The sequence below is a fragment of the Chryseobacterium sp. KBW03 genome (genome assembly GCF_003852415.1).
Classification (GTDB): Bacteria; Bacteroidota; Bacteroidia; order Flavobacteriales; family Weeksellaceae; genus Chryseobacterium; species Chryseobacterium viscerum.
The window spans coordinates 97262-122221 of record NZ_QAJO01000011.1 but is presented as its reverse complement, the minus strand read 5'-3'; the positions used below and the strand labels follow the sequence as shown (position 1 = coordinate 122221).

At 37.6% G+C, this 24960-nt stretch carries 24 protein-coding genes and 1 riboswitch; of the genes, 12 read left to right on the top strand and 12 right to left on the bottom strand.

The features are described from left to right. Nucleotides 1-50 precede the first annotated feature (50 nt). The 9 genes from DBR39_RS19330 to DBR39_RS19290 all read right to left on the bottom strand — a co-directional run bounded on the left by DBR39_RS19330 (nt 51) and on the right by DBR39_RS19290 (nt 9628). Nucleotides 51-788 (bottom strand): hypothetical protein, encoded by a 738-nt coding sequence (locus DBR39_RS19330; protein WP_124535816.1) that lies wholly within the window; start codon nt 786-788, stop codon nt 51-53. 18 nt (nt 789-806) lie between these two features. After that, complete coding sequence (locus DBR39_RS19325; RefSeq protein ID WP_124535814.1) at nt 807-1532, bottom strand: sulfite exporter TauE/SafE family protein; 726 nt, start codon at nt 1530-1532, stop codon at nt 807-809. Continuing rightward, complete coding sequence (locus tag DBR39_RS19320) at nt 1523-1975, bottom strand: FixH family protein (RefSeq protein WP_124535812.1); 453 nt, start codon at nt 1973-1975, stop codon at nt 1523-1525. Before DBR39_RS19320 ends, DBR39_RS19325 begins: the two co-directional genes overlap by 10 nt. A 10-nt stretch (nt 1976-1985) precedes the next feature. Next, on the bottom strand, nt 1986-3440 hold the full coding sequence (gene ccoG, locus DBR39_RS19315; protein ID WP_124535810.1) for a cytochrome c oxidase accessory protein CcoG: 1455 nt from the start codon (nt 3438-3440) through the stop codon (nt 1986-1988). A 95-nt stretch (nt 3441-3535) separates the two neighbouring features. Then, entirely contained in the window at nt 3536-4417 is an 882-nt protein-coding gene (locus tag DBR39_RS19310; protein WP_124535808.1) for a cbb3-type cytochrome c oxidase N-terminal domain-containing protein, read from the bottom strand. A gap of 9 nt (nt 4418-4426) precedes the next feature. Next, nucleotides 4427-4627 carry a cbb3-type cytochrome oxidase subunit 3 gene (locus DBR39_RS19305; RefSeq protein WP_103232097.1) on the bottom strand — a complete coding sequence of 67 codons (201 nt, stop codon included), beginning with the start codon at nt 4625-4627 and terminating at the stop codon, nt 4427-4429. A 17-nt stretch (nt 4628-4644) separates the two neighbouring features. Next, complete coding sequence (ccoN, locus tag DBR39_RS19300; protein ID WP_103232096.1) at nt 4645-6906, bottom strand: cytochrome-c oxidase, cbb3-type subunit I; 2262 nt, start codon at nt 6904-6906, stop codon at nt 4645-4647. Between the two features lie 21 nt (nt 6907-6927). Beyond that, nucleotides 6928-7140 carry a cbb3-type cytochrome oxidase assembly protein CcoS gene (gene ccoS, locus DBR39_RS19295; RefSeq protein WP_124535806.1) on the bottom strand — a complete coding sequence of 71 codons (213 nt, stop codon included), beginning with the start codon at nt 7138-7140 and terminating at the stop codon, nt 6928-6930. A 109-nt stretch (nt 7141-7249) separates the two neighbouring features. Further along, the gene (locus DBR39_RS19290; RefSeq protein WP_124535804.1) at nt 7250-9628 is read right to left on the bottom strand and encodes a heavy metal translocating P-type ATPase; all 2379 of its coding nucleotides are present in this window, start codon (nt 9626-9628) and stop codon (nt 7250-7252) included. An 89-nt stretch (nt 9629-9717) separates the two neighbouring features. Between DBR39_RS19290 and DBR39_RS19285 the strand changes: the two genes are divergently transcribed. From DBR39_RS19285 to DBR39_RS19230, 12 genes are all read left to right on the top strand, one after another. Further along, nucleotides 9718-10431, top strand: a complete 714-nt coding sequence (locus tag DBR39_RS19285; RefSeq protein WP_109739126.1) for a Crp/Fnr family transcriptional regulator — start codon at nt 9718-9720, stop codon at nt 10429-10431. 60 nt (nt 10432-10491) lie between these two features. After that, nucleotides 10492-11307: a 3-methyl-2-oxobutanoate hydroxymethyltransferase gene (gene panB, locus DBR39_RS19280; RefSeq protein WP_103232094.1), complete on the top strand. Its 816-nt coding sequence runs from the start codon at nt 10492-10494 to the stop codon at nt 11305-11307. Between the two features lie 3 nt (nt 11308-11310). Beyond that, nucleotides 11311-11628 (top strand): hypothetical protein, encoded by a 318-nt coding sequence (locus DBR39_RS19275; RefSeq protein ID WP_124535802.1) that lies wholly within the window; start codon nt 11311-11313, stop codon nt 11626-11628. Between the two features lie 10 nt (nt 11629-11638). Then, complete coding sequence (locus DBR39_RS19270; protein ID WP_124535800.1) at nt 11639-12316, top strand: RluA family pseudouridine synthase; 678 nt, start codon at nt 11639-11641, stop codon at nt 12314-12316. A 106-nt stretch (nt 12317-12422) separates the two neighbouring features. Next, nucleotides 12423-12519, top strand: a riboswitch (TPP riboswitch). A 57-nt stretch (nt 12520-12576) separates the two neighbouring features. Further along, entirely contained in the window at nt 12577-12783 is a 207-nt protein-coding gene (gene thiS, locus DBR39_RS19265; RefSeq protein WP_105702337.1) for a sulfur carrier protein ThiS, read from the top strand. Nucleotides 12784-12807: 24 nt separating this feature from the next. After that, nucleotides 12808-14619 carry a phosphomethylpyrimidine synthase ThiC gene (gene thiC / locus DBR39_RS19260; protein ID WP_124535798.1) on the top strand — a complete coding sequence of 604 codons (1812 nt, stop codon included), beginning with the start codon at nt 12808-12810 and terminating at the stop codon, nt 14617-14619. Then, the gene (locus DBR39_RS19255) at nt 14616-15203 is read left to right on the top strand and encodes a thiamine phosphate synthase (RefSeq protein ID WP_124535796.1); all 588 of its coding nucleotides are present in this window, start codon (nt 14616-14618) and stop codon (nt 15201-15203) included. Before thiC ends, DBR39_RS19255 begins: the two co-directional genes overlap by 4 nt. Continuing rightward, entirely contained in the window at nt 15179-15919 is a 741-nt protein-coding gene (locus DBR39_RS19250; RefSeq protein ID WP_124535794.1) for a hydroxymethylpyrimidine/phosphomethylpyrimidine kinase, read from the top strand. The genes DBR39_RS19255 and DBR39_RS19250 overlap by 25 nt, the downstream gene beginning before the upstream one ends. Nucleotides 15920-15921: 2 nt before the next feature. Beyond that, nucleotides 15922-16536, top strand: coding sequence for a thiamine phosphate synthase (locus tag DBR39_RS19245; RefSeq protein ID WP_124535792.1), 615 nt, complete (start codon nt 15922-15924; stop codon nt 16534-16536). Next, nucleotides 16533-17309, top strand: coding sequence for a thiazole synthase (locus DBR39_RS19240; protein WP_124535791.1), 777 nt, complete (start codon nt 16533-16535; stop codon nt 17307-17309). Before DBR39_RS19245 ends, DBR39_RS19240 begins: the two co-directional genes overlap by 4 nt. Nucleotides 17310-17318: 9 nt before the next feature. Then, nucleotides 17319-18437, top strand: coding sequence for a 2-iminoacetate synthase ThiH (thiH, locus tag DBR39_RS19235; protein WP_124535789.1), 1119 nt, complete (start codon nt 17319-17321; stop codon nt 18435-18437). A 141-nt stretch (nt 18438-18578) separates the two neighbouring features. Then, entirely contained in the window at nt 18579-19286 is a 708-nt protein-coding gene (locus tag DBR39_RS19230; RefSeq protein WP_185147228.1) for a HesA/MoeB/ThiF family protein, read from the top strand. Between the two features lie 210 nt (nt 19287-19496). Here the strand turns inward: DBR39_RS19230 and DBR39_RS19225 are convergent, their stop codons facing one another. The 3 genes from DBR39_RS19225 to DBR39_RS19215 form a co-directional block, all read right to left on the bottom strand. After that, entirely contained in the window at nt 19497-21725 is a 2229-nt protein-coding gene (locus DBR39_RS19225; protein ID WP_124535785.1) for an outer membrane beta-barrel protein, read from the bottom strand. A 69-nt stretch (nt 21726-21794) separates the two neighbouring features. Beyond that, nucleotides 21795-22634, bottom strand: a complete 840-nt coding sequence (locus DBR39_RS19220) for a DUF5694 domain-containing protein (RefSeq protein WP_124535783.1) — start codon at nt 22632-22634, stop codon at nt 21795-21797. 27 nt (nt 22635-22661) lie between these two features. Next, complete coding sequence (locus DBR39_RS19215) at nt 22662-24785, bottom strand: outer membrane beta-barrel family protein (protein ID WP_124535781.1); 2124 nt, start codon at nt 24783-24785, stop codon at nt 22662-22664. Nucleotides 24786-24960: the final 175 nt, after the last annotated feature.

Below are 24960 nucleotides of genomic sequence, written 5' to 3'. Positions count from 1 at the left end.
AAGTTAGTTTACTATATAATAAAACCCACCGGATTCTGGTGGGTTTTGCTTTATTCTGTAACGATGATAATCTTTTTATCAGCGTTTTTAAGTTTTGGATCTTTATCATAAATGGCTTTCAGATCATATTCTATTCTTACCGAATGATTATCAATCTGTTTCAGCCAGTCATGCTTTCCTGAAATGGATTGTATTGGGTTTTCAAACCTTATTGTGGTCCCGATCTTTTTGAAAAACATGATCATCATACCTCCGATCTTCTCAGTCTCTTCCTTTGAGCTTTTAGTTCGGATGGCTTCTTCAATACTTTTAAGGTTAAAGTTTTCTGTATTGATGGTTAATGTTTTTCCATCCCAATTATTGTAAATATTTTGATCTAAGGGTAATTTTTCAGTTTTTGTAAAGCTTTTCAATACCTGATAATCCTCCTGAGCAAAATGTTCCATCTTAAAAGAAAAACCTGTCAGCTTATTATCCTCTTTCGTTGATTTCATGAAGATTTTTTTCATGATCTTGATGGAATCCGGATTTTCAGTTTTTAATTTCCTTTCCTGCTTGGCAAGATCATACATACTTGTCCAGGTAGTCGGAAGTCTGTCCATTTCTCCAAATTCCTTCTGTTTTAACGAGTCCGGTGTCATCGCCATCATTTCTGACATAAACTCTCTTGTATCAATATCTGTTACGGAAGTAGAAGCGGCATCTTTATGATAGATAATTTCAGAATTGACACTACAGGACTGCAGTATAAAAAGGCTTATCAGAAATAAGACAATGGTTTTCGTCATGGTTTGTTTAAATACAAATTAATGGCAGTTGACAGCCCCGCTTGGATCTTTGATGATCGTCATGGCTTCAGCCTTCGGAGAAACATAAGGAATTCCCAATTCAAGACCTCTAAGAATGAATAGTCCTCCTAAAATAATCATGATTACCGGAACAGCTTTCAAAACCTTTACCCTGAAGGCCTGATTCATGAGATTTCCGGCTAAAACAATAGCAAACATGAACGGAAGGGTTCCAAGACCAAATAAAGCCATATATAAAGCTCCCTGCCATATTCCTCCTCCTGCGAGACTGGCAGTAAGAGCCATATAGACCATTCCGCATGGTAAAAAGCCATTCAGAATTCCTGTAGTAAATCTTGAACGGTAATCTGCTTTTTGAAGCAATCGGCCTAAGTTTAATTTAACAGTGTATAGAAACTTAGACAAAAAAGGGATTTTTGAAGCAAAATCTTTTCCTCCAAATGAAAATACAGCCATGATAATCAGCAGGACTCCTGCGGTGATCGTCAGGTATTGCTGAAAGCCTGCCATTTCAAATCCTTGTCCTATAATTCCCAGAAGTGCACCCAATAATGAATAGGTGAAAATTCTTCCGAATTGATAGGTAAGGTTCTGAAGATAAAAATTGGCAGCCTGTTTTTTGGTTAATCCCATCGATAAAGCAATAGGTCCGCACATTCCGATACAGTGAAAACCGGAAGCAAAGCCTAAAGCAATAGCCGATACAATAAGTCCTATTTCCATATCACATCATAATCCATTCTGTAGTCTGTTTTATCTTTGGTCCAGCTCAGTCTTAATGTATAGTTTCCTACTTTTAATACCTGTCCGGGTATTATGAAAGACTGACTGGTGTCAAGCTGTACAGATTTTTTAATATCTAAATTCTGGTCGTCGGTTCTGTTTAAAACAAATTTTACCGTAGTATTTGAGTTGTTATATTCTTTTGGAAAAGTGATTTTAATTCCTTTGGTATCCTGACTGTATACTGGCTTTTCCTGTAAATCATCAGCCTTTTTCTTGGCATCAATCACATCCTGGTACTTCAATTCTTCTTCGTAATAGTTATCGGTTACCATTTCAGAATTCTTCTGCCCGTTCGGGAAAAGAAACAGCATGGATAATATAAAAACTATGAATGCAAATAATGCAATTACAACACCGTGTCCCCAACTAAAGTTCTTCATTTTTTTCTAATTAAAATTGCAGTTTAAATGGCCCTTCAAAATAAGTCTGATATGAATCAATCAATTTACCCTTCATATCATAAACACCAATCGTGATATTCTGTTTAGACAGTTTCATTTCATCTTCCGGGAAGCTGATATTGATTGTTCCTTTTGAAATTTTATCTCTGTCTACCTGAATTTTGCTTGATGCACTATAAGTAATTTCACCATGTGCAGGATCCATTACTTTGATGGTAACTATTTTTTTATCGTTTGTTTTATTAAGGAAAGTATAATTATAGGTATTGGTAATTTTACCGTCTCTTACAAAGAATGTGCTTCCTGCCGGTTTGATGAATTTAGCTTCCATCTCACCACGGCTGTAAAGAAGATATCCCAAGAATCCTACAAGAAGTAAAAGGAATATTGAAAAACCTTTCATTCTTCCTGTAAACTTGAACTGAGTCTGTTGCTCAATTTCGTTTTCAGATGCATATCGAACCAATCCTTTTGGAAGGCCTACTTTTTCCATTACTTCATCACAGGCATCAATACAGGCTGTACAGTTGATACATTCCAATTGCTGTCCGTCTCTGATGTCAATTCCGGTAGGGCATACCACGACACACTGGTGGCAGTCGATACAATCTCCTTTACCAGCTGCTTTACGGTCTTCACCTTTTCTCCATTTTGATCTGTTTTCTCCTCTTTTGAAATCATAGAAAACGTTGATGGTATCTTTGTCAATCAGTACTCCCTGAAGTCTTCCGTAAGGACAAACCAACGTACAAACCTGTTCTCTGAACCACGCAAATACAAAGTAAAATGCCGCCGCAAGAAGAATCATTACTATGAAATTGGTAGGGTGCGTAAATGGTCCTTCACCAACGATTTTAAATACCTGCTCATATCCTACGATATACATAAACATGAAGTGGGTAATGATCAATGAAATGATTACATAAACAGTCCATTTCAAACTTCTCTTCCAGATTTTCTCCGTATTCCATTCCTGTCTGTCCAGCTTCATCTGCTTGTTTCGGTCACCTTCAATCAGATATTCTATTTTACGGAAAATCGATTCCATAAAAATTGTCTGAGGGCAAATCCACCCGCAGAAAATTCTTCCGAACGCAATCGTAAAAACAATAATAAAGATTAAAGAGGCGATAGCACCTAAAGTAAGGATAAAAAAGTCCTGTGGATAGAAAGGCTGTCCAAAAATGAAAAACTCCCTGTCTATAACATTGAATAACAATAATGGGTTACCATTGATCTTGATGAACGGTAACGCAAAATAAATAATTAATAAGAGATAACTTACAATATTTCTATAGTTGGTGTACTTCCCTTTAGGTTTTCTAGGAAATACCCATCTTCTTTTTCCGGATTGCTCCATTGTCCCTATAGAATCTCTGTAAGTCTCAGGGTCCAGAACCTGTCCCTGTCCGCCGCGTACTTCTATTTCTTCTATGTCTGACATATGTAATAGGTTTTAAAAAAGAAAAAACATAATTCGTTACTATTTTAATCTAATAACAAATTATGTTTTTTTCATATGTTTTCTAATTTTTTAAATTATTCTTTTTCCCAATGTGCTTCAGTTCCTTGAGGAGCAGCTCCTCCCTGGGCTGGAGTTATTGGTGGTTGTTCCTGATTAATATGATATACATATGCTGCAATCTTTTCAATCTCTGCACCTGAAACTTCTCCGTTTTTACCGAATGCTCTCATCGCAGGGTTAGTAGGAGAACCATTCCAGTCCATATGGAATACGTTTTTGAATAACGTTTTCTCAGGCTGGTTGATCCAGTAGTTATCAGTAAGGTTTGGTCCGATACCTCCACTACCATCTTCTTTGTGACAAGATGCACAGTTTGTTTTGAATAATTCTTTACCTTCTGCAATATTATCAGCTGAATACTTAGCTGTTTCAATCGTTACAGGAGGCTGAGTTTTTTGGTATTCTTCAATACTAGCCAATTGCTCTTTATATTCTTTTTCATATTCGCTTAACGGGTGAGCGAAGTCTGTGAAAGAATATGCTGCGATATATACAATACAAAAAGCGGTCCCAAAATAGAATAAACCTACCCACCATTTTGGCAATTGGTTATCCAACTCCATGATCCCATCGAAACCGTGGTCAATAAGGATATCTTTTTCTTCAGTTTCAGATTGCTTTTTGAAAGCGGCATCATACATTCTTCTCAAGAAAGGAACTTTCTTTTCAGCTAAGTAAGCTGCTTTCTCTTCCGGAGATAATTTTTTGAATTTATTGTTCTCAATAAGGTCTCCAATAGCACTATGAATATAGGCAAGGATACCAGCGATCACAACTGTTCCCCAGAAGTAAGGCGAAGCTAGGAACGCGTAGCTTTGTACAAACAAATAATAAAAAACTATTAAAAGTCCTATTATTATCAAGATGTTTACGACAACAGGTGTTCTTTGTTTCATAAAAATAGTTTAATTTTTTAAATTAAAATTGTCATCCTCATCATCCCCAAGTGGTGCCTCTTCTTCCTCTTTGTAATATTTTTTAGGCCTGCTAAAAACATAGATTACTAGAGCAACGAAGAACAGCATAAAGAAAATCAGAGCCAACGTCTGGTAAAAACCAGCGTTTTCTGTATTGGATAATATATCTTTAAAGTTCTGAGGAATCATATGAACCTTTTAATGTTTTAGTTATTACTTGCTGTTTTGATTTCCGTTGTTTTGATATCGGTACCTAGTCTCTGAAGATAAGAGATAAGAGCTACAATTTCTTTTTTCTCTAATTCTCCCTGAGGTCTCTTTGCATAAGCCTGCTTAAGGTCATTTGCTTCAGAGAAGATATCTTTTACAATTTTTGCTGACTGGTTATTAGCCCATTTGTCTGCAGAATCGATTTGAGCCTTAGTATAAGGTACATCGAATACATTCTTCATCAGCTTCATTTTGTCTACCATCTTAGTTCTGTCTAAGTCTGTAGCAATTAACCAAGGGTAACGAGGCATGATAGAACCTGCAGAGGTAGATCTTGGGTTATACATGTGTTTGTAATGCCAAGAACTTGGGTTTTTACCACCTTCTCTATGTAAATCCGGACCTGTTCTCTTAGATCCCCATAGGAATGGTCTGTCGTATACGAATTCTCCAGCTTTGGAGTATTGTCCGTTTTTACCATTGAATCTTGTGATCTCATCTCTGAACGGTCTGATCATTTGAGAGTGACAAGCGTTACATCCTTCACGGATATAAATATCTCTACCTTCAAGCTCAAGTGGTGAATAAGGTTTTACCGCAGAAATCGTAGGTACACTTTTCTTAAGAGATAGTGTAGGGATGATTTCAATTGAACTACCGATAGATATAGTGAAGAAAGATAAAATACCTAATAATACCGGAGTTCTTTCCAGCCAAAGGTGAGTACCTTCTCCTTCTTTTCTGTTTTTACTGATGTTTGCCAATGCAGGAGCTTCAGCAGGAACTTCTTTCTGGAATGATCCTTTTCTTACTGTAGCAATTACGTTAACGATCATTAGGATAGATCCTGAGATATAGAATAAACCTCCTACGAATCTCATTTTGAAGTAAGGAATAATTGCCGTTACAGTATCCAACCAGTTTTTCCATAATAATGTTCCGTCTGGGTTGAATTGCTTCCACATTAAACCTTGTGTAAATCCTGAAATATACATTGGTACTGCATAGAAGATAATTCCTAAAGTTCCTAACCAGAAATGCCAGTTAGCTAATTTTACAGACCAAAGTTTTGTTCTCCACATGATGGGTACCAAATAATAGATAACCCCGAATGCCATGAAACCATTCCATCCAAGAGCTCCTAAGTGTACGTGACCGATAACCCAGTCTGTAAAGTGACCAATTTTGTTGATGTTTTTAGTTGCTAAAAGCGGTCCTTCAAACGTTGCCATACCATAACAAGTAACAGCTACTACGAAGAACTTAAGGATAGGATTTTCTCTTACTTTATCCCAAGCTCCTCTTAAGGTAAGAAGACCATTTAACATTCCTCCCCAAGATGGTGCAATAAGCATGATAGAGAACCCTGTTCCTACCGCCTGAGCCCAAGCTGGAAGAGCTGTATACTGAAGGTGGTGAGGACCAGCCCAGATATATACGAAAATTAATGACCAGAAGTGAATAATAGACAGTTTATAAGAGAATACCGGTCTGTCTGCAGCCTTCGGAAGGAAGTAATACATTAAACCAAGTACCGGAGTTGTCAATACGAATGCAACCGCATTGTGTCCGTACCACCACTGTACAATAGCATCTTTTACCCCTGCATACGCTGAATAAGATTTCCAGCCTGTGAAAGATAAAGGTACTTCTAGATTGTTGAAGATGTGAAGCATTGCTACTGCAATCCAGGTACCAATGTAGAACCATATTGCTACATAAAGGTGTCTCACTCTTCTCTTCGAAATAGTCAGGAACATATTGATACCAAAAATGATCCATGAGAATGCGATCAATATGTCGATCGGCCACTCGTGTTCTGCATATTCCTTAGAGGTATTGATCCCCATAAAGAATGTAACGAACGTAGCAACGATCATAAACTGCCAAGTCCAGAAATGTAACCATGACAATGTATCACTGTACATTCTTGTTTTTAATAATCTCTGTAATGAGTAATAAATACCCGTGTAAACAATGTTACAAACAAATGCAAAGATTACCGTGTTGGTGTGCAACATTCTGATTCTACCAAAACCAAATGCACCATGAGTGTTTATTAACCCCTCAATATTACCCGATGCCAAACTTTTAATGGTCGTGTCATCTGTCCCGAAAAAGAATTCAGGTAACTCCGGGTAGAAAAGCATTAATGCCGCCGTAAGCCCGAACGTAAATCCAATGAGACCGAAAACTAAGGTCGCATAAAGGAACGCACGGACAATACTATTGTCATAACTAAACTTTTGTGTTTCCATATCAACTATTCACTATTTTTCTCAATTTTTATTATTTTCTCCTATTTCTTTCTCGTCTTTATCTTTGTTGCCGCTTTCATCATTTTCTTTGACTCTTTCATCATCAAAAAGGATTCTGACAGCTGGAGATTCATCATCTTCAAACTGTCCTTTTCGGGCATACACTATAAATACGACCAAGAAAATCGCAGCTAAAGAAACACTGCAGAGGATCATTAAATATAGAATATCCATTGGACAACAAAATTAACCTATTTTCGGGGTTCAAATTTAGTGAAAAATAATGACATTCATCACGAAATGCCGATTTCAGCTAATTTAAAATCAGTCTAAATAAGGGCCTTTAAGCCTGCTTTTTGAAATATTTCCGACCTAAAATCCAAGTTGAAACTGTAGTAAAGGTAACCACTGTAATCGAACTGATTGGCATAATGATTGCTGCGAACAGCGGATGCATATGCCCTGTAACTGCGTAACTTAAACCAACAATATTGTACAGAAAACTGATTATAAATGTCATTTTCACAATGGTGATAGAGCCTTTACAAACATTCAGATAATTATCAAGGGTGACTACTTTATCACCATTCATGATGACATCAGAGGATGGTGTAAAGCTGTTGGTGTCGTCGGCAATAGCAATCCCTACATTACTCTGTTTTAAAGCTCCGGCATCATTAAGGCCGTCTCCAAGCATTGCCACTTTCATGTGCTGATCCTGAAGGGTTTTAATATAATTCAGTTTGTCTTCCGGGCTCTGGTTAAAGGCCATTCCTTTGTAATTTGGAATAAGCTCTTTAAGCTGGTTTTCTTCTGAGGAATTGTCTCCGCTCAGGATAAATATTTTGTAGTGGGTTAGTTTTGTGAAAAGTTCTTTCAGTTTCGGGCGGTACTCATTTTTAAAGATGAATTTACCTAGATATTCTCCATTTTTACTGATATAAACTGCTGTTTCAAGATTTTTAGGTTCCTGGTTGTTATACCGTGCAGATCCGATTTTATAAAGATTTCCTCTGACGCTGGCTTCATATCCTTTTCCTGAAATTTCAATGAAATTCTCTACCGGGAAATAATCATCGCTTACCTCAATGAACTCATATAACGACTTTGAAAGCGGGTGATTGGAGTTCTTTAATAGTGTTTTAATATTCAAGGAATCAAACTCGTTGATCTCAGATCCGTCGTATTTGATATTTGATTTTTTTCTGTGGGTAATGGTTCCTGTTTTATCAAAAACAATCGTATCAAGTTTCGCGATTTTTTCAATCGTTAAAGTATCTTTTACATAAAATTTATTCCGGCCTAAAATCCTCATAATGTGTCCGAAAGTGAACGGTGCAGATAAGGCAAGCGCACAAGGACATGCGATAATCAGGATGGCTGAAATAACCTGGAACATCGTATTCAAATCAATAAAATACCAATAAGTTCCTGCGACTAAAGCGATGCCTAAAATAATGAATGTGAAATATTTACTGACGTTGTTGGTTAGTGTGTCAAGCCCTGTTTCGTGTTTTTTAAATGCTTCTTTATTCCAAAGTTGAGTTAAGTAACTTTGATCAACATTTTTAATCACTTCAAGCTCTAAAGAAGATCCAACCTGTTTTCCTCCAGCAAAAATTTTATCTCCGGGTTGTTTGCTGATACTTTCGCTTTCTCCGGTGATAAAACTGTTATCAATATTTCCTTCTCCGTTGATCAAAATTCCATCAACAGGGATGATTTCCTGGTTTCTAACTAGAATTCTATCACCAACTTTTATTTCAGACAGTAAAATATTATCCTGTTTTCCTTCGAAATCAACTTTCGTTACGGCAATCGGATAGAAAGATTTGTAATCTCTGTCATAGGAAAGAGCACTGTATGTCCTTTTTTGGAAAATTTTTCCGAGAAGCATGAAGAATAAAAGTCCGCAAAGGGTGTCGAAATATCCTGGACCATAATCTGTTACCACTTCATAAATACTTCTTCCGTATAGAACAAAGATTCCTAAAACAATCGGAACATCAATGTTGACGATCTTATTTTTTAAACCATACCATGCAGATTTATAATAATCAGAAGCTGAGTAAAATACAACGGGTGTCGCCAGAAGGAAAATCAAGGTTCTGAATAAACCTTTATAATGTTCCATCCAATAATCTTCACCTCCAATATACTCTGGAAAAGCAAGGAACATTCCATTACCAAAAGCAAAGGCGGCAATGGCAAATTTTACTAATAAAGATTTGTCGAGATGATCTTCATTTTTATCAGCAGTTTCAAGACTGATAACCGGTTTATACCCTAGGTTGGTTAAAAATTTAGCAAGTTCGCTTAATTTCAGATCGTTATGATTAAATGAGATCTGTAAGGTCTTCCTGGTGAAGTTTACCTGAGAATATTTGATGTCCTTATGTAAAGTATGAAGACTTTCCAATAGCCATATACAAGAAGAACAGTGAATTACAGGGATTTTGAATGTAACAAGACTGGTATTTCCTTCAGAGAAATCAGTGACTTTTTCAAAAATTTCAGGAGTGTCCAGATAATCAAATTGGGTAGAATTTTCATCGTTCGGACGAATTCCTGCCCCTTTATTAAGCTCATAAAAGTTGCTTAAATTATTCGTGTTTAGAATTTCATAAACAGACTTACATCCGTTACAACAGAAAGTCCTTTCATCAAATAAAATTCTCTCTTTTTCTATACCTTGACCACAATGAAAACAGTTCTCGCTCACCACCATAATATATTGAACGACAAAATTATAACAATTTTTTTTGTTTATCGCGTTAAAAAGTTCTATTTTTGTGATAAATATCATATAAAATGCCGCAGGAACAACAGATAGCAATTGAAGAGAGGTTCGCCAAAGTTTTTAATGATAAATCATTTAAGGAAAGACTTTCTAGCGCAGATTTTGAAAAATACATTAATGGCAAGAAAAGACTGAGTTTTCAGAAACATGATACCATTTTCGAGGATGGTGAAACTCCCAAAGGAGTGTTTGTTCTGGAAAAAGGGGCTGCCAAACTTTCGAAATCAGGAGCGTTCGGGAAAGATCAGATTTTAAGATTTATCAAAGAGGGGGATATCATCGGCTATCGTTCTTTGCTTTGCGGGGAAAATTTCCAGGCCAAAGCAGAAGCAATGACGGATATTGAATGTGTTTTCTTACCTGCAGATATCTTTATGTATCTGTTAGAGGTAGATCCACAGCTGTCTTTCGTAATGCTTCAAAAAATCTCATACGAATTAGGTGAATCTTCAAATACCATTACTTTCCTTGCCCAGAAAACGGTAAGAGAAAGACTGGCAGAAATCCTTTTGCTTTTGGAGCAGAAGCTTGGAGTAGATCCTGAAGGGTTTATCAAGATCTCATTGACGAGAGAAGAAATTGCCAATATTATCGGTACGGCTACAGAAAGTGCCATCCGCCTGATCTCAGAATTCAAACAGGATAGCCTGATTGAAGTTGACGGAAGAAATATCAAGATTCTAAACCACGACAAACTCATGAAACTCGGTCACGTAGTTTTATAAAATCATACAAAACTTAAGTCGGCTGAAGGCCGACTTTTTAACTTTTAAAATAGATAAATTATGTCTGTTCACTCTGAAATTAAAAAAGTTACGACTGAAACCTTGCGTAAAATGAAATTCGACAAGGAGAAAATAACAATGCTTACTGCCTATGATTTTACCACAGCAAAGATGGTAGATGCAGGTGGAGTAGATGCTATTTTGATTGGAGACTCTGCAGCGAATGTAATGGCTGGTTTTGAAACTACATTACCCATTACGCTCGATCAAATGATCTATCATGCTCAAAGTGTGGTAAGAGGAACCGACAGAGCTTTGGTGGTAGCAGACTTACCTTTCGGAACTTATCAGAGTAATCCTGAAAAAGCATTGGAATCTGCAGTAAGGATGATGAAGGAAGGAGGAGCACATGCTGTAAAAATTGAAGGGGGAAAAGAAATTTCCAAGTCTATCAAAAAAATTATCAATGCAGGTATCCCGGTAATGGGGCATTTGGGATTAACACCACAATCAATCTATAAATTCGGAACCTATAAAGTAAGAGCTAAAGAAGAAGCAGAAGCTGAAAAACTGATCGCTGATGCACAGCTTTTAGAAGAATTAGGCTGTTTCTCTGTAGTATTAGAAAAAATACCTGCAGAATTAGCGAAAAAGGTTACAGAAAGCATTTCTATTCCTACCATTGGAATAGGGGCCGGAGCAGATTGTGACGGACAGGTTTTGGTATATCATGATATGGTAGGAATGAACAAAGGTTTCAGCCCGAAATTCTTAAGAAGATACCTTGACCTTTACACAGAAATTACAGGAGCGGTTGCTCAATATGTAAAAGATGTGAAAAGTGTAGAGTTTCCAAACGAAAACGAAAGCTATTAATCCATGCAAAATCAACAACAATCTATCCAGGGAATATTATCCATCGCAGCACTGATTTGTCTTGCGATCGGGTGGTTCAATTTATTTTCTCCGGAAATTAATCATTTACTTTCAAGAAAAGTTTTCTATGTCTTGATAGGTGCCAGCTTCTTTATTCAGGCTCCATTGCTTACCAACAAAAACTTTGTTTATGCGATGTATGCTGCAGCAGCTGTTTGTGTAATTGGAGCTTTTATACCGGAAGATTCAAAGCTTTCAGCCGTTAAAACAGTAGGACTTCTGGCGGGGATTATTCTATCATTATCCAATAGAAGAAGGTAGACTGAAAAGTATGAAGGAGCAGATTATATATGAAGACAATCATCTTCTGGTGATCAATAAAAAAGTCGGTCAGCTCGTACAGGGTGATAAAACCGGCGATGAATCACTATTAGAATCCATCAAGAATTTTATAAAAATAAGAGATGCTAAGCCGGGAAATGTTTTTCTCGGCTTGGTTCATCGTATAGACCGTCCTACATCAGGCTTGGTGATCTATGCAAAAACCTCCAAAGCGCTTTCCCGTCTTACCCAGATGGTGAAAAACCGTGAGGTTAAAAAAACGTATTGGGCTGTTGTGGGAAAAGAAATGATTCCACAGAGTCAGAGACTGGTACATTACCTAAAGAAAAACGAAAAGAATAATAAAGCGATCGTCTTTCCTAAAGTTACGGAAGGAGCAAAAGAAGCGATTCTAACTTATCATATTATCAAAACATTAGATAATTATCTGCTTCTTGAGATTGACCTTGAAACCGGGAGACATCATCAGATCCGTGCTCAGTTGTCTAAAACGGGAATTCCTATCAAAGGTGATTTAAAATATGGTGCCCCACGTTCTAATCCTGACGGAGGAATTAATCTTCATGCCAGAAAACTGGAGTTTATTCATCCGGTAACCAAAGAAAACATTGAAATCATAGCTCCCGTTCCGCAGAATGATGCAATTTGGAGAGCTTGTGAAGAATAATGAAGAATGTAAATAAAAAAATAAAAAGTCCATTTCAATTTGAGATGGACTTTTTATTTAATACTATTTCAGATTTTGCCCATTCTAAAAAAATGTCTAACTTCGTCCCATACTTTAGGGGTGTCTGTTATCAACAGACTGAGACTTTACCCTTTGAACCTGATCTGGATCATACCAGCGTAGGGAAAAGTAGGTGACTTTTGCTGTGCATTCTATTGTACAATAATGGCCATTCCTAAAGTATATTTAAAATATTAGGAATGGAACTTATAATCAACCACACCCGAAAAACATTTGATGTACTTCCTGAAACGCTGGAAGCATTATTGGCTATTGAACTACCCGGAAAGAAAAAGGGTATTGCTGTAGCCCTCAACAATCGCATTATTCCGCTGTCGGTCTGGGCGGAAACCATCCTCAACAATAACGATTCAATTTTAATCATTACCGCCACTCAAGGCGGTTAATTCTCATACTTAATACCTATACTTATGGCTCACTCCATTACATGTTCGCCATTTCCGAACTCAAAGAAAATCTATGTTGAAGGAACAATACACCCTATCAATGTAGCAATGCGTGAAATACAGCTTAGCCCTACCAAACTGACCAACGGTGGCTTTGAACATAATGCTCCGGTAACCATTTACGACACTTCAGGTCCTTATACGGATGAAAATGCAGTCATAGATATCCAGAAAGGACTTCCAAGAATCAGAGAACAATGGATTCTGGACAGAAATGATGTGAATATCCTGGATGGGATTACCTCTGAATACGGAAAAGCACGTTTAGCAGATTCACGTCTCGACGAACTGAGGTTTTCTTATGATCATAAGCCTAAAGTTGCACAGGAAGGAAAAGAACTGACCCAGCTTTACTATGCCAAGCAGGGAATCATCACTCCGGAAATGGAATATATAGCGATCAGGGAAAATCAAAGAATAGAACAGCTTGAATCTGTATCAAAAGAAATGGCTTTCCAGCATCCGGGACACAGCTTTGGAGCCAATACTCCGAAAGGAAAAATCACTCCGGAATTTGTGAGAGACGAAATTGCAGCAGGAAGAGCAATTATCCCCAATAATATTAATCACCCGGAAAGTGAACCGATGATCATCGGAAGAAATTTCCTTGTGAAAATCAATGCCAATATCGGAAACAGTGCTGTTTCATCCAGTATTGATGAAGAAGTAGAAAAAGCAGTATGGGCTTGCCGATGGGGAGCAGATACCATTATGGATCTTTCTACCGGGAAAAATATTCACGAAACAAGGGAATGGATCATCCGAAACAGTCCGGTTCCGATTGGTACCGTACCTATTTATCAGGCCCTGGAAAAAGTAAAAGGCGTTCCGGAAGATCTGACATGGGAAATTTTTAGAGATACCCTGATTGAACAGGCAGAACAGGGAGTTTCCTACTTCACCATCCATGCAGGAGTTCTGTTGAGATACATTCATTTAACAGCGAAAAGAGTAACAGGAATTGTTTCCAGAGGAGGATCTATTATGGCGAAATGGTGTCTGTTCCATCATAAAGAAAGTTTCTTATACACTCATTTTGAGGAGATTTGTGAGATCATGAAGAAGTACGATGTTGCTTTCTCTCTTGGAGACGGCCTTCGCCCGGGATCTATTGCAGATGCCAATGATGCAGCTCAGTTTGCAGAACTGGAAACTTTAGGTGAACTGACAAAAATAGCATGGAAGCACAATGTACAGGTGATGATTGAAGGACCTGGACACGTTCCGATGCACATGATCAAAGAAAACATGGAAAAGCAGCTGGAAGAATGCCATGAAGCTCCGTTCTATACCTTAGGGCCTCTAACGACAGATATTGCTCCGGGTTATGATCACATTACTTCCGGAATCGGGGCTGCAATGATCGGTTGGTTTGGCTGTGCGATGCTTTGTTATGTAACACCAAAGGAGCATTTAGGACTTCCAAATAGAGACGATGTAAAAGTGGGGGTTATTACGTATAAACTGGCAGCTCATGCGGCAGACCTTGCAAAAGGACATCCGGGTGCGCAATACAGGGATAATGCATTAAGCAAAGCAAGATTTGAATTCAGATGGGAAGATCAGTTCAACCTTTCATTAGATCCCGAAACAGCAAGAGCTTATCACGATGAAACATTGCCTGCAGAAGGAGCTAAAATTGCGCATTTCTGTTCTATGTGCGGTCCAAAATTCTGTTCAATGAAAATTACTCAGGAAATCCGTGAGTCTGCAGAACAGGGAATGTTTGATAAGTCTCAAGAGTTTATCGAAAAAGGGAAAGAAATTTATATATGATCCTTGTAATCACTTCTGAATTGATTGTTCCGAAAGAAACTGATACTATTAATCAGATGTTTCAGGAAGGGCTTGATTTGCTTCACATCCGTAAACCATGGATCACTCGCAATGAAATGATTGAGTTGATCAGCCAGATTGATAAAAATTTTTATCCACATCTGGTGCTTCATACTCATTATGATCTTGGAAAGGAGTATGATATTTCAAGGTTTCATTTCAGGGAAATTGATCGGAAGGAAGAAACGTATAAACCTTTTGCAATAGAAAATACAATTTCAACTTCAGTACACGATATCACAACATACAATACGTTGGAAAAAGAATGGGAGTATGCTTTCATAAGCCCGTTCTTTCCAAGTATATCCAAAAAAGGATATGGGATAGATTCTACCATAAAAGAAGAAATAAAACACCAGAACAATCCGGATGTAAAATTGATTGCCCTTGGAGGAATTGATCAGGATAATATTCACGAAGCTTTCGAAACAGACATAGATGGAGTCGCTTTATTAGGGGCGATCTGGGAAAGTGAAGAACCCTTAAAAGTATTCAGAAAATGCAGGAACGTCCTTATGCCATGAGTATTGCGGGCTTTGATCCGAGTGGTGGAGCAGGCTTACTATCAGATAGTAAAACCTTTGAACAATCGAAAGTGATGGGACTGGGAGTATGTACAGCTTTGACATTACAAACAGCTTCCAAATGTCTGAGCTTAGAATGGCGTCCCGTGGATGAAGTGGTTGAAGCGATTCAGATGCTGATGGAAAATTATCTCATTTCAGCAGTGAAAATCGGAATTGTGAAAGATGCGGAATTTCTAGGTAAAATTATAAAAGCATTAAAGGCTGGTAACCCTGAAGCAAAAATCGTTTGGGATCCGGTTCTGAAAAGCACGTCCGAATTTACCTTTTTTGACCTTGAAACACTTCCACAGTTGAAGCATATTGTAAACGATATCAGCTTAATGACTCCCAATTACAATGAATATAGGGTTTTAAAAGAAAATAATCTTTTGCCGGATACCAATAAATGTTCATTACTGATCAAAGGAGGACATAGAAAAGACCTTTTGGGAACGGATGTTTTAGTTGAAAACGGTACAGAAACTCTTTTAAAACCAAGTGATGACAATGAGATCTATTTTCCCAAGCATGGTTCGGGCTGTGTTTTAGCTTCAGCCATTACAGCAGAACTGGCGAAGGGTGAAAATAGGGAAACAGCCTGCCGGAAAGGGAAATTATACATCGAAAAATTTTTAAAAAGCAATCCCACTTTACTGGGAACACATTCATCGTAAACATGGAAAAATTACAATACATATCGCAGGGAAATACAATACAGGAACAGGAACTTCATATTCGTAAAGCCCTGGATAACGGAATCAAATGGGTACAGGTCCGATGGAAAAATGCTCCTGAAAACGAATTAATCAACCTCTGTGAAATATCAAAACAGCTTTGCTTTGAATATCAGTCGGTTTGTATCATTAACGATCATGTACAGCTGGCAAAAAAAATAGATGCTGACGGGGTTCACTTGGGATTGAATGACAGCTCTGTCGAAGAAGCAAGATTAATTCTTGGAGAAAATAAGATTATTGGCGGAACAGCAAATACGCTTGAAGATGTGCTTCAAAGGCTCAATGAATCTTGTGACTACATTGGCTTGGGACCATTGAGGTTTACGGCAACCAAAGAAAAGTTAAGTCCTGTTCTTGGATTTGAAGGGTATCAGAAAATCGTTGATGGACTAAGAGAAAAATCAATAGACATTCCCAAAATATTTGCGATAGGCAGCATAGCCCTTGAAGATATTTTGCCCTTGCAACAGATCGGAATCTATGGGGTTTCCGTATCAGGATTGATTACAAAGCAGCCGACCATTATTAATGAATTAAAAAAAGTAATGATATGAACAATCAGAAATTAGAAATAGCAGGAAGAACTTTTGAATCAAGACTGTTTTTAGGAACAGGGAAATTCGGAAGTCTGAGAGATATGGTACAATCTGTCATCGCATCAGAAACCGATATGGTAACTATGGCTCTGAAAAGAATAGATGCCCAGTCTAATGAAGATGATCTGCTCGACTCATTAAGAGAAACCAAGGTTCATCTTCTGCCCAATACTTCCGGAGCGAGAACCGCCAAAGAAGCAGTATTGGCCGCACAATTAGCCAGAGAAGCATTGGAAACAAACTGGGTGAAACTGGAAATCCATCCGGATCCGAAATATTTATTACCAGATCCTATTGAAACTTTATACGCTACCGAAGAACTTGCCAAACTAGGATTTGTCGTGATGCCTTACATTCACGCCGATCCTGTCCTGTGCAAACGTCTTGAAGATGCAGGAACAGCAGTAGTAATGCCTTTGGGAGCACCCATTGGTACCAATAAAGGATTAAGAACCCTGGACTTTCTGGAAATCATCATCAGCCAAAGTAACGTTCCCGTAGTGGTAGACGCAGGAATTGGAGCACCATCAGATGCGGCAAAAGCAATGGAAATGGGAGCGGATGCGGTGTTGGTAAATACAGCAATTGCCGTTGCCGGAAATCCATTGAATATGGCGGCAGCTTTTAAAGAAGGAGTTATTGCCGGAAGAAGAGCCTTTGAGTCTGGATTGGGAGCAATAGCCAACCATGCCGAAGCTTCAAGTCCGCTCACGTCATTTTTATTTGAATAAACCAAAATCATGAAAAGCTTTAAAGATGTTTTTGAAAAATACCAATGGGAGGAGGTAAAGAATAAGCTTGAAAAAGTAAGTCTGCCTGATGTAAGACACAGTCTTCAGAAAAAGAATAAAACGCTTGATGACTTTCTGAATCTTCTTTCACCAGCCGCTTCTCAGGAACTGGAACTGATGGCAAGAATGACGCAGAGGCTTACCCAAAAACGATTTGGGAAAACCATTCAGCTCTATGCTCCGCTGTATCTCAGTAATGAGTGTCAGAATATCTGTACCTATTGCGGATTCAGTCTTGATAACCCATTGAAGAGAAAAACGCTTTCTGATACGGAACTGATGATTGAAGCATCAGTATTGAAATCAATGGGAGTGAATCATGTATTGCTGGTAAGCGGAGAAGCCAATAAAATTGTAGGAGTTCCTTACTTTCAGAATGCTGTCCGTAAATTAAAACCTCATTTTTCCCATATTTCCATTGAAGTTCAGCCATTAATGGAAGAAGAATACAGACTGCTTCATGAGGAAGGAGTACATTCCGTATTGGTTTATCAGGAAACTTACCATCAGGACGTTTACAGAGAATATCATCCGAAAGGTAAAAAATCGAACTTCCACTTCCGGCTGGAAACTCCGGACCGTATAGGAAGTGCAGGGATTCATAAAATCGGGCTGGGAGTTCTTCTGGGACTTGAAGATTGGAGGGTTGATAGTTTTTTCAACGCCTTACACATTGATTATCTTCAGAAACAGTACTGGAAAAGTAAGTTTTCAGTTTCCTTTCCAAGGCTCAGACCGGCAGAAGGAATTATTGAACCCAATTTTATTATGGAAGACAAAGACCTGCTTCAGCTGATCTGTGCCTACAGAATCTGGAATGAAGATCTGGAGATTTCTATTTCTACGAGAGAAAATGAAGTATTCAGAAATAATATTATATCACTGGGAGCAACAGCCATGAGTGCAGGATCAAAAACCAATCCGGGGGGCTATGCTGTGGATAAAGAATCCCTGGAACAGTTTGAAACCAGTGATGAACGAAGCATGGAAGAGATTAAAATAATGATTAAAAAAGCAGGCTACGATCCTGTCATGAAAGACTGGGACTCTGTGTACAGTGGATTTTAAATTTTTAAACCATTAAGAACTTTGAAGAGGTGAAGCTTAATTAAGAAAAATCGAAGACCTTTAAGATAGCATCTTTTTAAATCGAAGCTCAACTTTCCTTTCCTTAAAAACTTAAAGAATCTTAATGGTTCAATTATAATTATGAAAGAGGATAACTTTTCACGATACAGTCGGCAGATATTTATTGAAGAAATAGGATTGGAAGGACAAAAGAAAATTAAAGCTTCAAAAGTCCTTGTTATAGGAGCAGGAGGTTTGGGAAGTCCCATTATACAATATCTGGCTGCCGCAGGAGTAGGAACTTTAGGGGTTGCAGATTTTGATCTGGTAGAACTCCATAACCTTAACAGACAGATTATTCATACCGAAAATAGAGTAGGCCTTTCAAAAGTAAAGAGTGCTAAAATATTTGTTGAAGAGCTCAATCATCACGTGATATGTAGAGGAATTGAAGAAAAGATAAATGAAGACAACGCTGAAGAACTTCTTTCACAGTACGATATTATAGTAGATGGATCAGACAATTTTTCAACAAGATATCTGGTAAATGATACCTGTGTAAAATTAAAAAAGACACTGATCTACGGGAGTATTTTAGGGTTTTCAGGACAGGTTGCCATATTCAATCATAACGGAAGCAAAAACCTGAGAGATCTATTTCCGGACCCACCTTTTGATGAAGATATGCCGGATTGTGACAGTCTTGGTGTTTTGGGAGCTCTGCCCGGAATAATAGGAAGTATGATGGCTCTTCAGACCTTGAAAATCATTACGGATCTTCCGGTGGGCATAAATCAGCTGACCCTGGTGGATACGATGGATTGGAGATTTCAGACCATAGATTTTTGATGTAAATATAAACACTAATATCACTAATATTTTCACAAATAACACTAATTCAATATCGATAGAAACGGGCTTTTATTCAGAGCGTAAATGAATAAAGCCCGTTTTACTTTTTAATACTATTCATTGCCTTTAGCTAAAACTTATTCTACATCAAAAAAAATAGGCAGTAATTATGTACTGCCTATTTTTTATCTTAAGAATTATTGAGAATTATTGTCCCTGCTGCATTACGCCGCCGTTATCTTCTTTTTTAGTACTATTCAGGATATTGGGATCTTCTTTCGCCAGCTTATTTCTGGTAGGAATCTTATAATTGATTGAGAATCCAAAGTTTCTCGTATCATATTTACTGCTGATCATTACCGGAGTTCCTTCTGGTGGATTAGAACGTACCTGCATCATCTGTCCGTTGAAAATATCATTCGCAAAAATAGAAAGCGTCAAACGGTTGTTCATAAACTTCTTCGTCAATGTAAGATCAAGCGAGTTGTTGAACGGTTTTTCTGCAGTGAAGTAGAAATATCCTGCTTTTGGAGTCAGGTAGCTGTAATTGGCTGTCAGTTTGATGTCTTTAGGCAAGATAATCTGTGTCATGATATTGAAAATCCAGAACCCTTTATTGTTCAGATTGTCAATTTCATGCTTCTGATAACCAGCATATAAATACATGAAGTTAATTTTATCAGGATTAAAATTAAATTTCATGATTTCGCTAAAAGGCTTGCTGAAAATCATAAAAGGAACCGGTAACCCAACGTTGAAGTTGTGAATTCTCATATTCGAAATATTCACCTGCTCATTGAAGAGTTTTCTTCCGTCTTTTCGGATAATCTGTGCCACCTGATTGCTTGCTGAACTTACGCTATAGCCAATAAATGCATAGTCAAAAGCTGATATTTTTAATTCATAATTATCAAAAATAGTAGGCTGTAGATTCGGGTTACCGTTTACTTCCGTACTTGGCCCGGAGAACGTCACGTTATTGGGGTTCAAGGCAGAAATACTTGGTAAACTGATTTTTTTGTTGTAATTCGCAGCAATATAAACCTGATTCATCATGTTATACTGTACGCTTGCATTCGGGAAAAGCTTAAATTTATTGAAAGGAATCAAATCGGCCTCCACCAGCTTTGCATCTTTGTTGAAGAATCTTGTTACCCCTGTAATGTCATAATTTTCAGCGCGGGTACCCAATGTGAAGTCAAACTTTTTCAGTTTAGCCTGAAATTCCAAATACGTAGAAGCCGTCTGTCTCTGATATTCAAGATTGGTTAGACCAAAACTTTCCGTATCATAATCCTGTCTTTCATACAGCCCTCCCAGGCTTATCTTTCCACCATCAAGAAGTTTAATGGGCTGAGCATAATCTACCTTGAAATTGGTAATATTCATCACAGATTTATTGTTCAGAATATCTTTTAACCCGTTCGTAGGGCTATCGAGAGGTTCGCCGGGATATTTTACAAATGTACCATCCTGAAAGAAATTGTCCTGAGCAAACTTACTGTCAGATCTTGTATACCCCAACTGGAAGTCCAGTTTTTGAGATTTGTCTGCAAAACGCTTCTGATAAGTTACCACCGCTTCCTGTCTCAGGGTGTTGGTATGAGCAACATCCGAAGAAGTATAAAAAGCTTCTCTTAAATCATTCAGATTTCTCTTGAAAGGTAAATCTCCATGACCGTCACTTAAAGTATAGTTATCATTATTATTGTGATAAATATCGTAGTTTACTAATAATCTGTCTTGCCCTAAATCAAAAGTCAATCCTGATTTTGCAAAATATCCACGACCATATCTGTCGGTATGACTTGATAGCAGCTCATCCTGCTGACCATTCAGCATACTTTCACGATAATTTTGACCCACATTCAGCTGCCAGCCGAAAAGTTTATTTCTTGCATTTAAATTAACTGAGTTGGTAGTTCTGTTTCTATATTTATCGTAATTCGTGAAAGAGTAATTCCCTGAATACGTAGCTGTTAAATATTTATTGGCGTTTTTGTTGGTAATGATATTCATGATGGCACCTCCGGAAGTAGCTGGAAATTCAGCGCCGGGCTGGGTGATCACTTCAATTCTTTCTACAGAATTGGCTGGCATTCCTTCAAGAAAAGAGTTCAATTCATTAGAGGTGATATTCAAAGGTCTTCCGTTCAGATATACATCCAGTATTTTCCCCTGATACATCATCCCCGCAATATCAGTTGATACAAGCCCCGGAAGTTTTTTGATTCCTTCCAAAACGTTTCCGTTATTCAGCTGAGGCTGCTCGGAAAAGTCAAAAATTGTACGATCTGCTTTTTGTTCAACGGCTTTTTTAGTTTTGGTGATGACGACACCTTCAATTTGCTTTTCTTTATCAGCAGTATTGTTCTTTTCCTGTGAGAAGGCCAGCATAGAACTTACCAGTGATAAAGCGAATATAGTTTTTTTCATAATGTTTTTACTGATATTCGGTTAGACGATGAAAAATAAATTTTGTTACAGTCATCACTCTAATTTTATTTATTTCAGTGAAGAAAACTCAATAAAATCATATTCGGCAGAAGAAGAGAAAAGCTGTCTGAGTACTGCTGCATGACCATTTCCTGCTATCACAAGAATTCGGTCTTCGCTGTTATGAGGGATTTTTTGAATATTGCGGAACATTCTCAGATTCCTGCTGTACCAATACAATGCAAGCATGTCTGCACCGTCAAATTCTCTTAGCTTAAAGTCTCCGCTCAGATAAGCCCCATATCCATACTGATGACTTTCTTTAGAATTCATGTACGTAAATGTGTCTAAAAGCGATTTAAAATTTTTCGGTTCAGAGCTTTTAAAGAAAGTATTAAACTGTTTGGAGATCAGATCATCACTTCTAAAATCATAATCTTGGCTGAGGTTGTTAAAAAATGTAGAATCTGTTTTTCCAAATTTTGTCTGGAGATCATTCCAGATCGATTCTGCGTCTATACTGAACAGTTCTTTGATTTTTAGTTCATTGGCTATTCGCATAGCAAGCTGATAGCGCTCATCTCTTTCTTCTCTGTGTTTTCCCTCACTGTACTCCTTCAGTTTTTGATTTGCATTCCAGTTTGGCCAGGCTTCTATCGCAATTTTTGTAGGCTTAAACTTTTTGATGTACTCTACAAGTTCAGTAACTTCCTTTGCCGTTTTGGGAGACAGCACGTCTATCTGGTCTTCTTTTTTTGTTTTATGAGCATCAAGATTAGGATATTCAAAATGGAAAGAGCCTACCACCAGAACTTTAGCCTTTGGATTTTGAAAATAATCGGAGGGCTTTTTCTGAGCAAAAATAGATGTTGATACACATAGTAAGAAAATATAAATAAAGGTTTTCATAGTATTGCTTTTTTGTTGGTTTAAAAATTATTGTGCGCGGTTTTTTTCTTCAAAATTGACCGCTCTGTTATTTGATTTTACTTTCTGATTTCCAAAGGTATAAGTGATGCTGAGTGTCATTCTTCTGGCATCCCAATAGTTGTCAAATGTCTGGGTGTTATCCGTAAAATACATCTCTCCTTTATATCCGGACTGTTTAAAAATATCACTCACTGAAAGATTGACCTGGAGTGCTTTTTCCGCAAAACTCATTTTCACTCCGGCATCCAGGCTAGCCCTGTTTCTTGCAGAAGAAAATCCATCTCTGGAAGGAAGGTTATTCCAGTAGTTGACAAATAAGAGGAATGTTTTGGCCTTATTCAGCTGGAAAGTATTGTTGAGAGAATAATAGAATGACTGTCCGCTTTTAGGAACCAAGTTAAATCTTGTAATTTGAGTCTCATTATAACTGAATGAAGTTGAGATATTACTTTCCCAGATTTTGAAAAAAGTATCTGTATAATTGAAATTGATCCCATAATTATCCTGATTATAATAATTTTCAAACGTGCTGGTAAGGTCAATTCCGTTCAGGAATGAAATCTGGTCAAAATTATTGGTTGTTCTCTGGTAATACAAATTGGCAGAAAACTTATTTTTAAAGATATAATTGAACTCAATATTATGATTAAAAGATGGCTGCAGGCTTGGGTTTCCGGAATAATAAGTGTTCGGATTAGAGTACCATCGGAACGGATCTAAAGCCCGGAAATAAGGACGGTTGATTCTTCGGGAATAATTAATGCTGTACTGGTTATTTTCATTGGCTTTATATGACAGATAAGCTGTCGGGAAAAACTTCCCATAATTGTTCTCAGAATTAGACTCTGTAGTAGGAGAGAAACCGCTGGTTTGTGAATATTCATAACGAAGTCCTGCTTTCACAGACCATTTTTCGCCAAGGTCTTTGCTGGCACTGATATAAGCGGCATAATTTTTCTCATGATAATCAAAAAGATTACTCTTAGAAGGATCTATGGTATAATTTCCATTCTTAAGATTAAAATACCCGATATCGGAATTATTAGAGAACTGGCTGTATTTTGCCCCGGTTTCCAGCTGAATTTTTTTGAAATTTAACGTTAAATCCCCCTGCCCGGAGTAGATCTTATAATCAACAGATGAAAGATTTCTCACGATCTGCGCTGCATTGTTGGCGAGATTTCTTGTTGTAAAATTAACCTCTGTATCAGGAAGGTTTCCATAATAATTGGCTCCGAAGCTTAGCTTGTGCTCTCCGAATTTCTGATCAAAATACAGATTCAGCATTTGGGAGGTGAAAGCAGAACGGTGTTTAGAGTCCGTATTGGTTTGTAAAGTGGGCGTGCTTCCGGTGAAATAGTTTTGTGTGGAATTGATATCCATATTAGTATGTCCCTTCGTTATATCATATACCAACCCAATATTGGCATTTTTAGAAAGGGAATAATCAAAATTGGCATTCAGACTAAGCCCGTCATTCATATCCCGCCTTTCATCCCTGCTGATTGAGGAGTTCTGGCCGATTATATTATAATTTTCTACTGATCTTTTATCTCCATCATAGCCCATAAGCTTTATGGAAGTTTTAATTTTTTCATTCTGATAATTGACTCCTGCTACACTGCTGAAGCCGGCATATGTCTTTTGAACATAGTTGGTATTCAGGTAGCCGCTCCATCCAAGATTCTGATTCTTTTTGAGAACGATATTGATAATTCCGCTGTTTCCCTGAGCTTCATATTTGGCAGGTGGAGTGGTGATCACTTCAATTTTCAGGATATTTTCTGATCGGATATTTCTTAAATAATTGATCAGCTCAGCTCCGGAAAGATTAAGCATACGGTCATTTACCATTACAGAAACTCCATTTTTACCGGCAATGGAAAGAAGTCCTTTATTTTCATCCACCTGCAATAAGGGAGTGCCAGCCAGAACTTCAGTTCCGGAACTTCCCTGTGAAAGCATAGAATTCTGAACATTGTAAACAAGACGATCCACTTTACGCTCTACCAGAACTTTTTTACCATTCACTGTAACCGCTTCGATTTTGTTGACATTAGCGGTATCTTTAGTTTGCGCCGCTGCAAAAGAAGAGAGAAGAGCAGCTATAAATAGAATAGGATTTTTCATGGTATATAATTGACAGATTATGTTGTATTTCTCTGACAAAATTAGAGGGATGTTTTTTGAGATGAAATAGCATTTAGATGAAAGGCATGATTGTGCATATCAAAAAAGTTTCATCGGAAAAAAACAGGTTTTTATCGAAAAGGGTTGATGAAGTATCCCTGTATAGATTTATATT

What these genes read in the sequence shown, in the direction of transcription:
- DBR39_RS19330 (WP_124535816.1), bottom strand. Translation starts at nt 788, where the DNA reads ATGACGAAAACCATTGTCTTATTTCTGATAAGCCTTTTTATACTGCAG.
- DBR39_RS19325 (WP_124535814.1), bottom strand. Translation starts at nt 1,532, where the DNA reads ATGGAAATAGGACTTATTGTATCGGCTATTGCTTTAGGCTTTGCTTCC.
- DBR39_RS19320 (WP_124535812.1), bottom strand. Translation starts at nt 1,975, where the DNA reads ATGAAGAACTTTAGTTGGGGACACGGTGTTGTAATTGCATTATTTGCA.
- ccoG (WP_124535810.1), bottom strand. Translation starts at nt 3,440, where the DNA reads ATGTCAGACATAGAAGAAATAGAAGTACGCGGCGGACAGGGACAGGTT.
- DBR39_RS19310 (WP_124535808.1), bottom strand. Translation starts at nt 4,417, where the DNA reads ATGAAACAAAGAACACCTGTTGTCGTAAACATCTTGATAATAATAGGA.
- DBR39_RS19305 (WP_103232097.1), bottom strand. Translation starts at nt 4,627, where the DNA reads ATGATTCCTCAGAACTTTAAAGATATATTATCCAATACAGAAAACGCT.
- ccoN (WP_103232096.1), bottom strand. Translation starts at nt 6,906, where the DNA reads ATGGAAACACAAAAGTTTAGTTATGACAATAGTATTGTCCGTGCGTTC.
- ccoS (WP_124535806.1), bottom strand. Translation starts at nt 7,140, where the DNA reads ATGGATATTCTATATTTAATGATCCTCTGCAGTGTTTCTTTAGCTGCG.
- DBR39_RS19285 (WP_109739126.1), top strand. Translation starts at nt 9,718, where the DNA reads ATGCCGCAGGAACAACAGATAGCAATTGAAGAGAGGTTCGCCAAAGTT.
- panB (WP_103232094.1), top strand. Translation starts at nt 10,492, where the DNA reads ATGTCTGTTCACTCTGAAATTAAAAAAGTTACGACTGAAACCTTGCGT.
- DBR39_RS19275 (WP_124535802.1), top strand. Translation starts at nt 11,311, where the DNA reads ATGCAAAATCAACAACAATCTATCCAGGGAATATTATCCATCGCAGCA.
- DBR39_RS19270 (WP_124535800.1), top strand. Translation starts at nt 11,639, where the DNA reads ATGAAGGAGCAGATTATATATGAAGACAATCATCTTCTGGTGATCAAT.
- thiS (WP_105702337.1), top strand. Translation starts at nt 12,577, where the DNA reads ATGGAACTTATAATCAACCACACCCGAAAAACATTTGATGTACTTCCT.
- thiC (WP_124535798.1), top strand. Translation starts at nt 12,808, where the DNA reads ATGGCTCACTCCATTACATGTTCGCCATTTCCGAACTCAAAGAAAATC.
- DBR39_RS19255 (WP_124535796.1), top strand. Translation starts at nt 14,616, where the DNA reads ATGATCCTTGTAATCACTTCTGAATTGATTGTTCCGAAAGAAACTGAT.
- DBR39_RS19250 (WP_124535794.1), top strand. Translation starts at nt 15,179, where the DNA reads ATGCAGGAACGTCCTTATGCCATGAGTATTGCGGGCTTTGATCCGAGT.
- DBR39_RS19245 (WP_124535792.1), top strand. Translation starts at nt 15,922, where the DNA reads ATGGAAAAATTACAATACATATCGCAGGGAAATACAATACAGGAACAG.
- DBR39_RS19240 (WP_124535791.1), top strand. Translation starts at nt 16,533, where the DNA reads ATGAACAATCAGAAATTAGAAATAGCAGGAAGAACTTTTGAATCAAGA.
- thiH (WP_124535789.1), top strand. Translation starts at nt 17,319, where the DNA reads ATGAAAAGCTTTAAAGATGTTTTTGAAAAATACCAATGGGAGGAGGTA.
- DBR39_RS19230 (WP_185147228.1), top strand. Translation starts at nt 18,579, where the DNA reads ATGAAAGAGGATAACTTTTCACGATACAGTCGGCAGATATTTATTGAA.
- DBR39_RS19225 (WP_124535785.1), bottom strand. Translation starts at nt 21,725, where the DNA reads ATGAAAAAAACTATATTCGCTTTATCACTGGTAAGTTCTATGCTGGCC.
- DBR39_RS19220 (WP_124535783.1), bottom strand. Translation starts at nt 22,634, where the DNA reads ATGAAAACCTTTATTTATATTTTCTTACTATGTGTATCAACATCTATT.
- DBR39_RS19215 (WP_124535781.1), bottom strand. Translation starts at nt 24,785, where the DNA reads ATGAAAAATCCTATTCTATTTATAGCTGCTCTTCTCTCTTCTTTTGCA.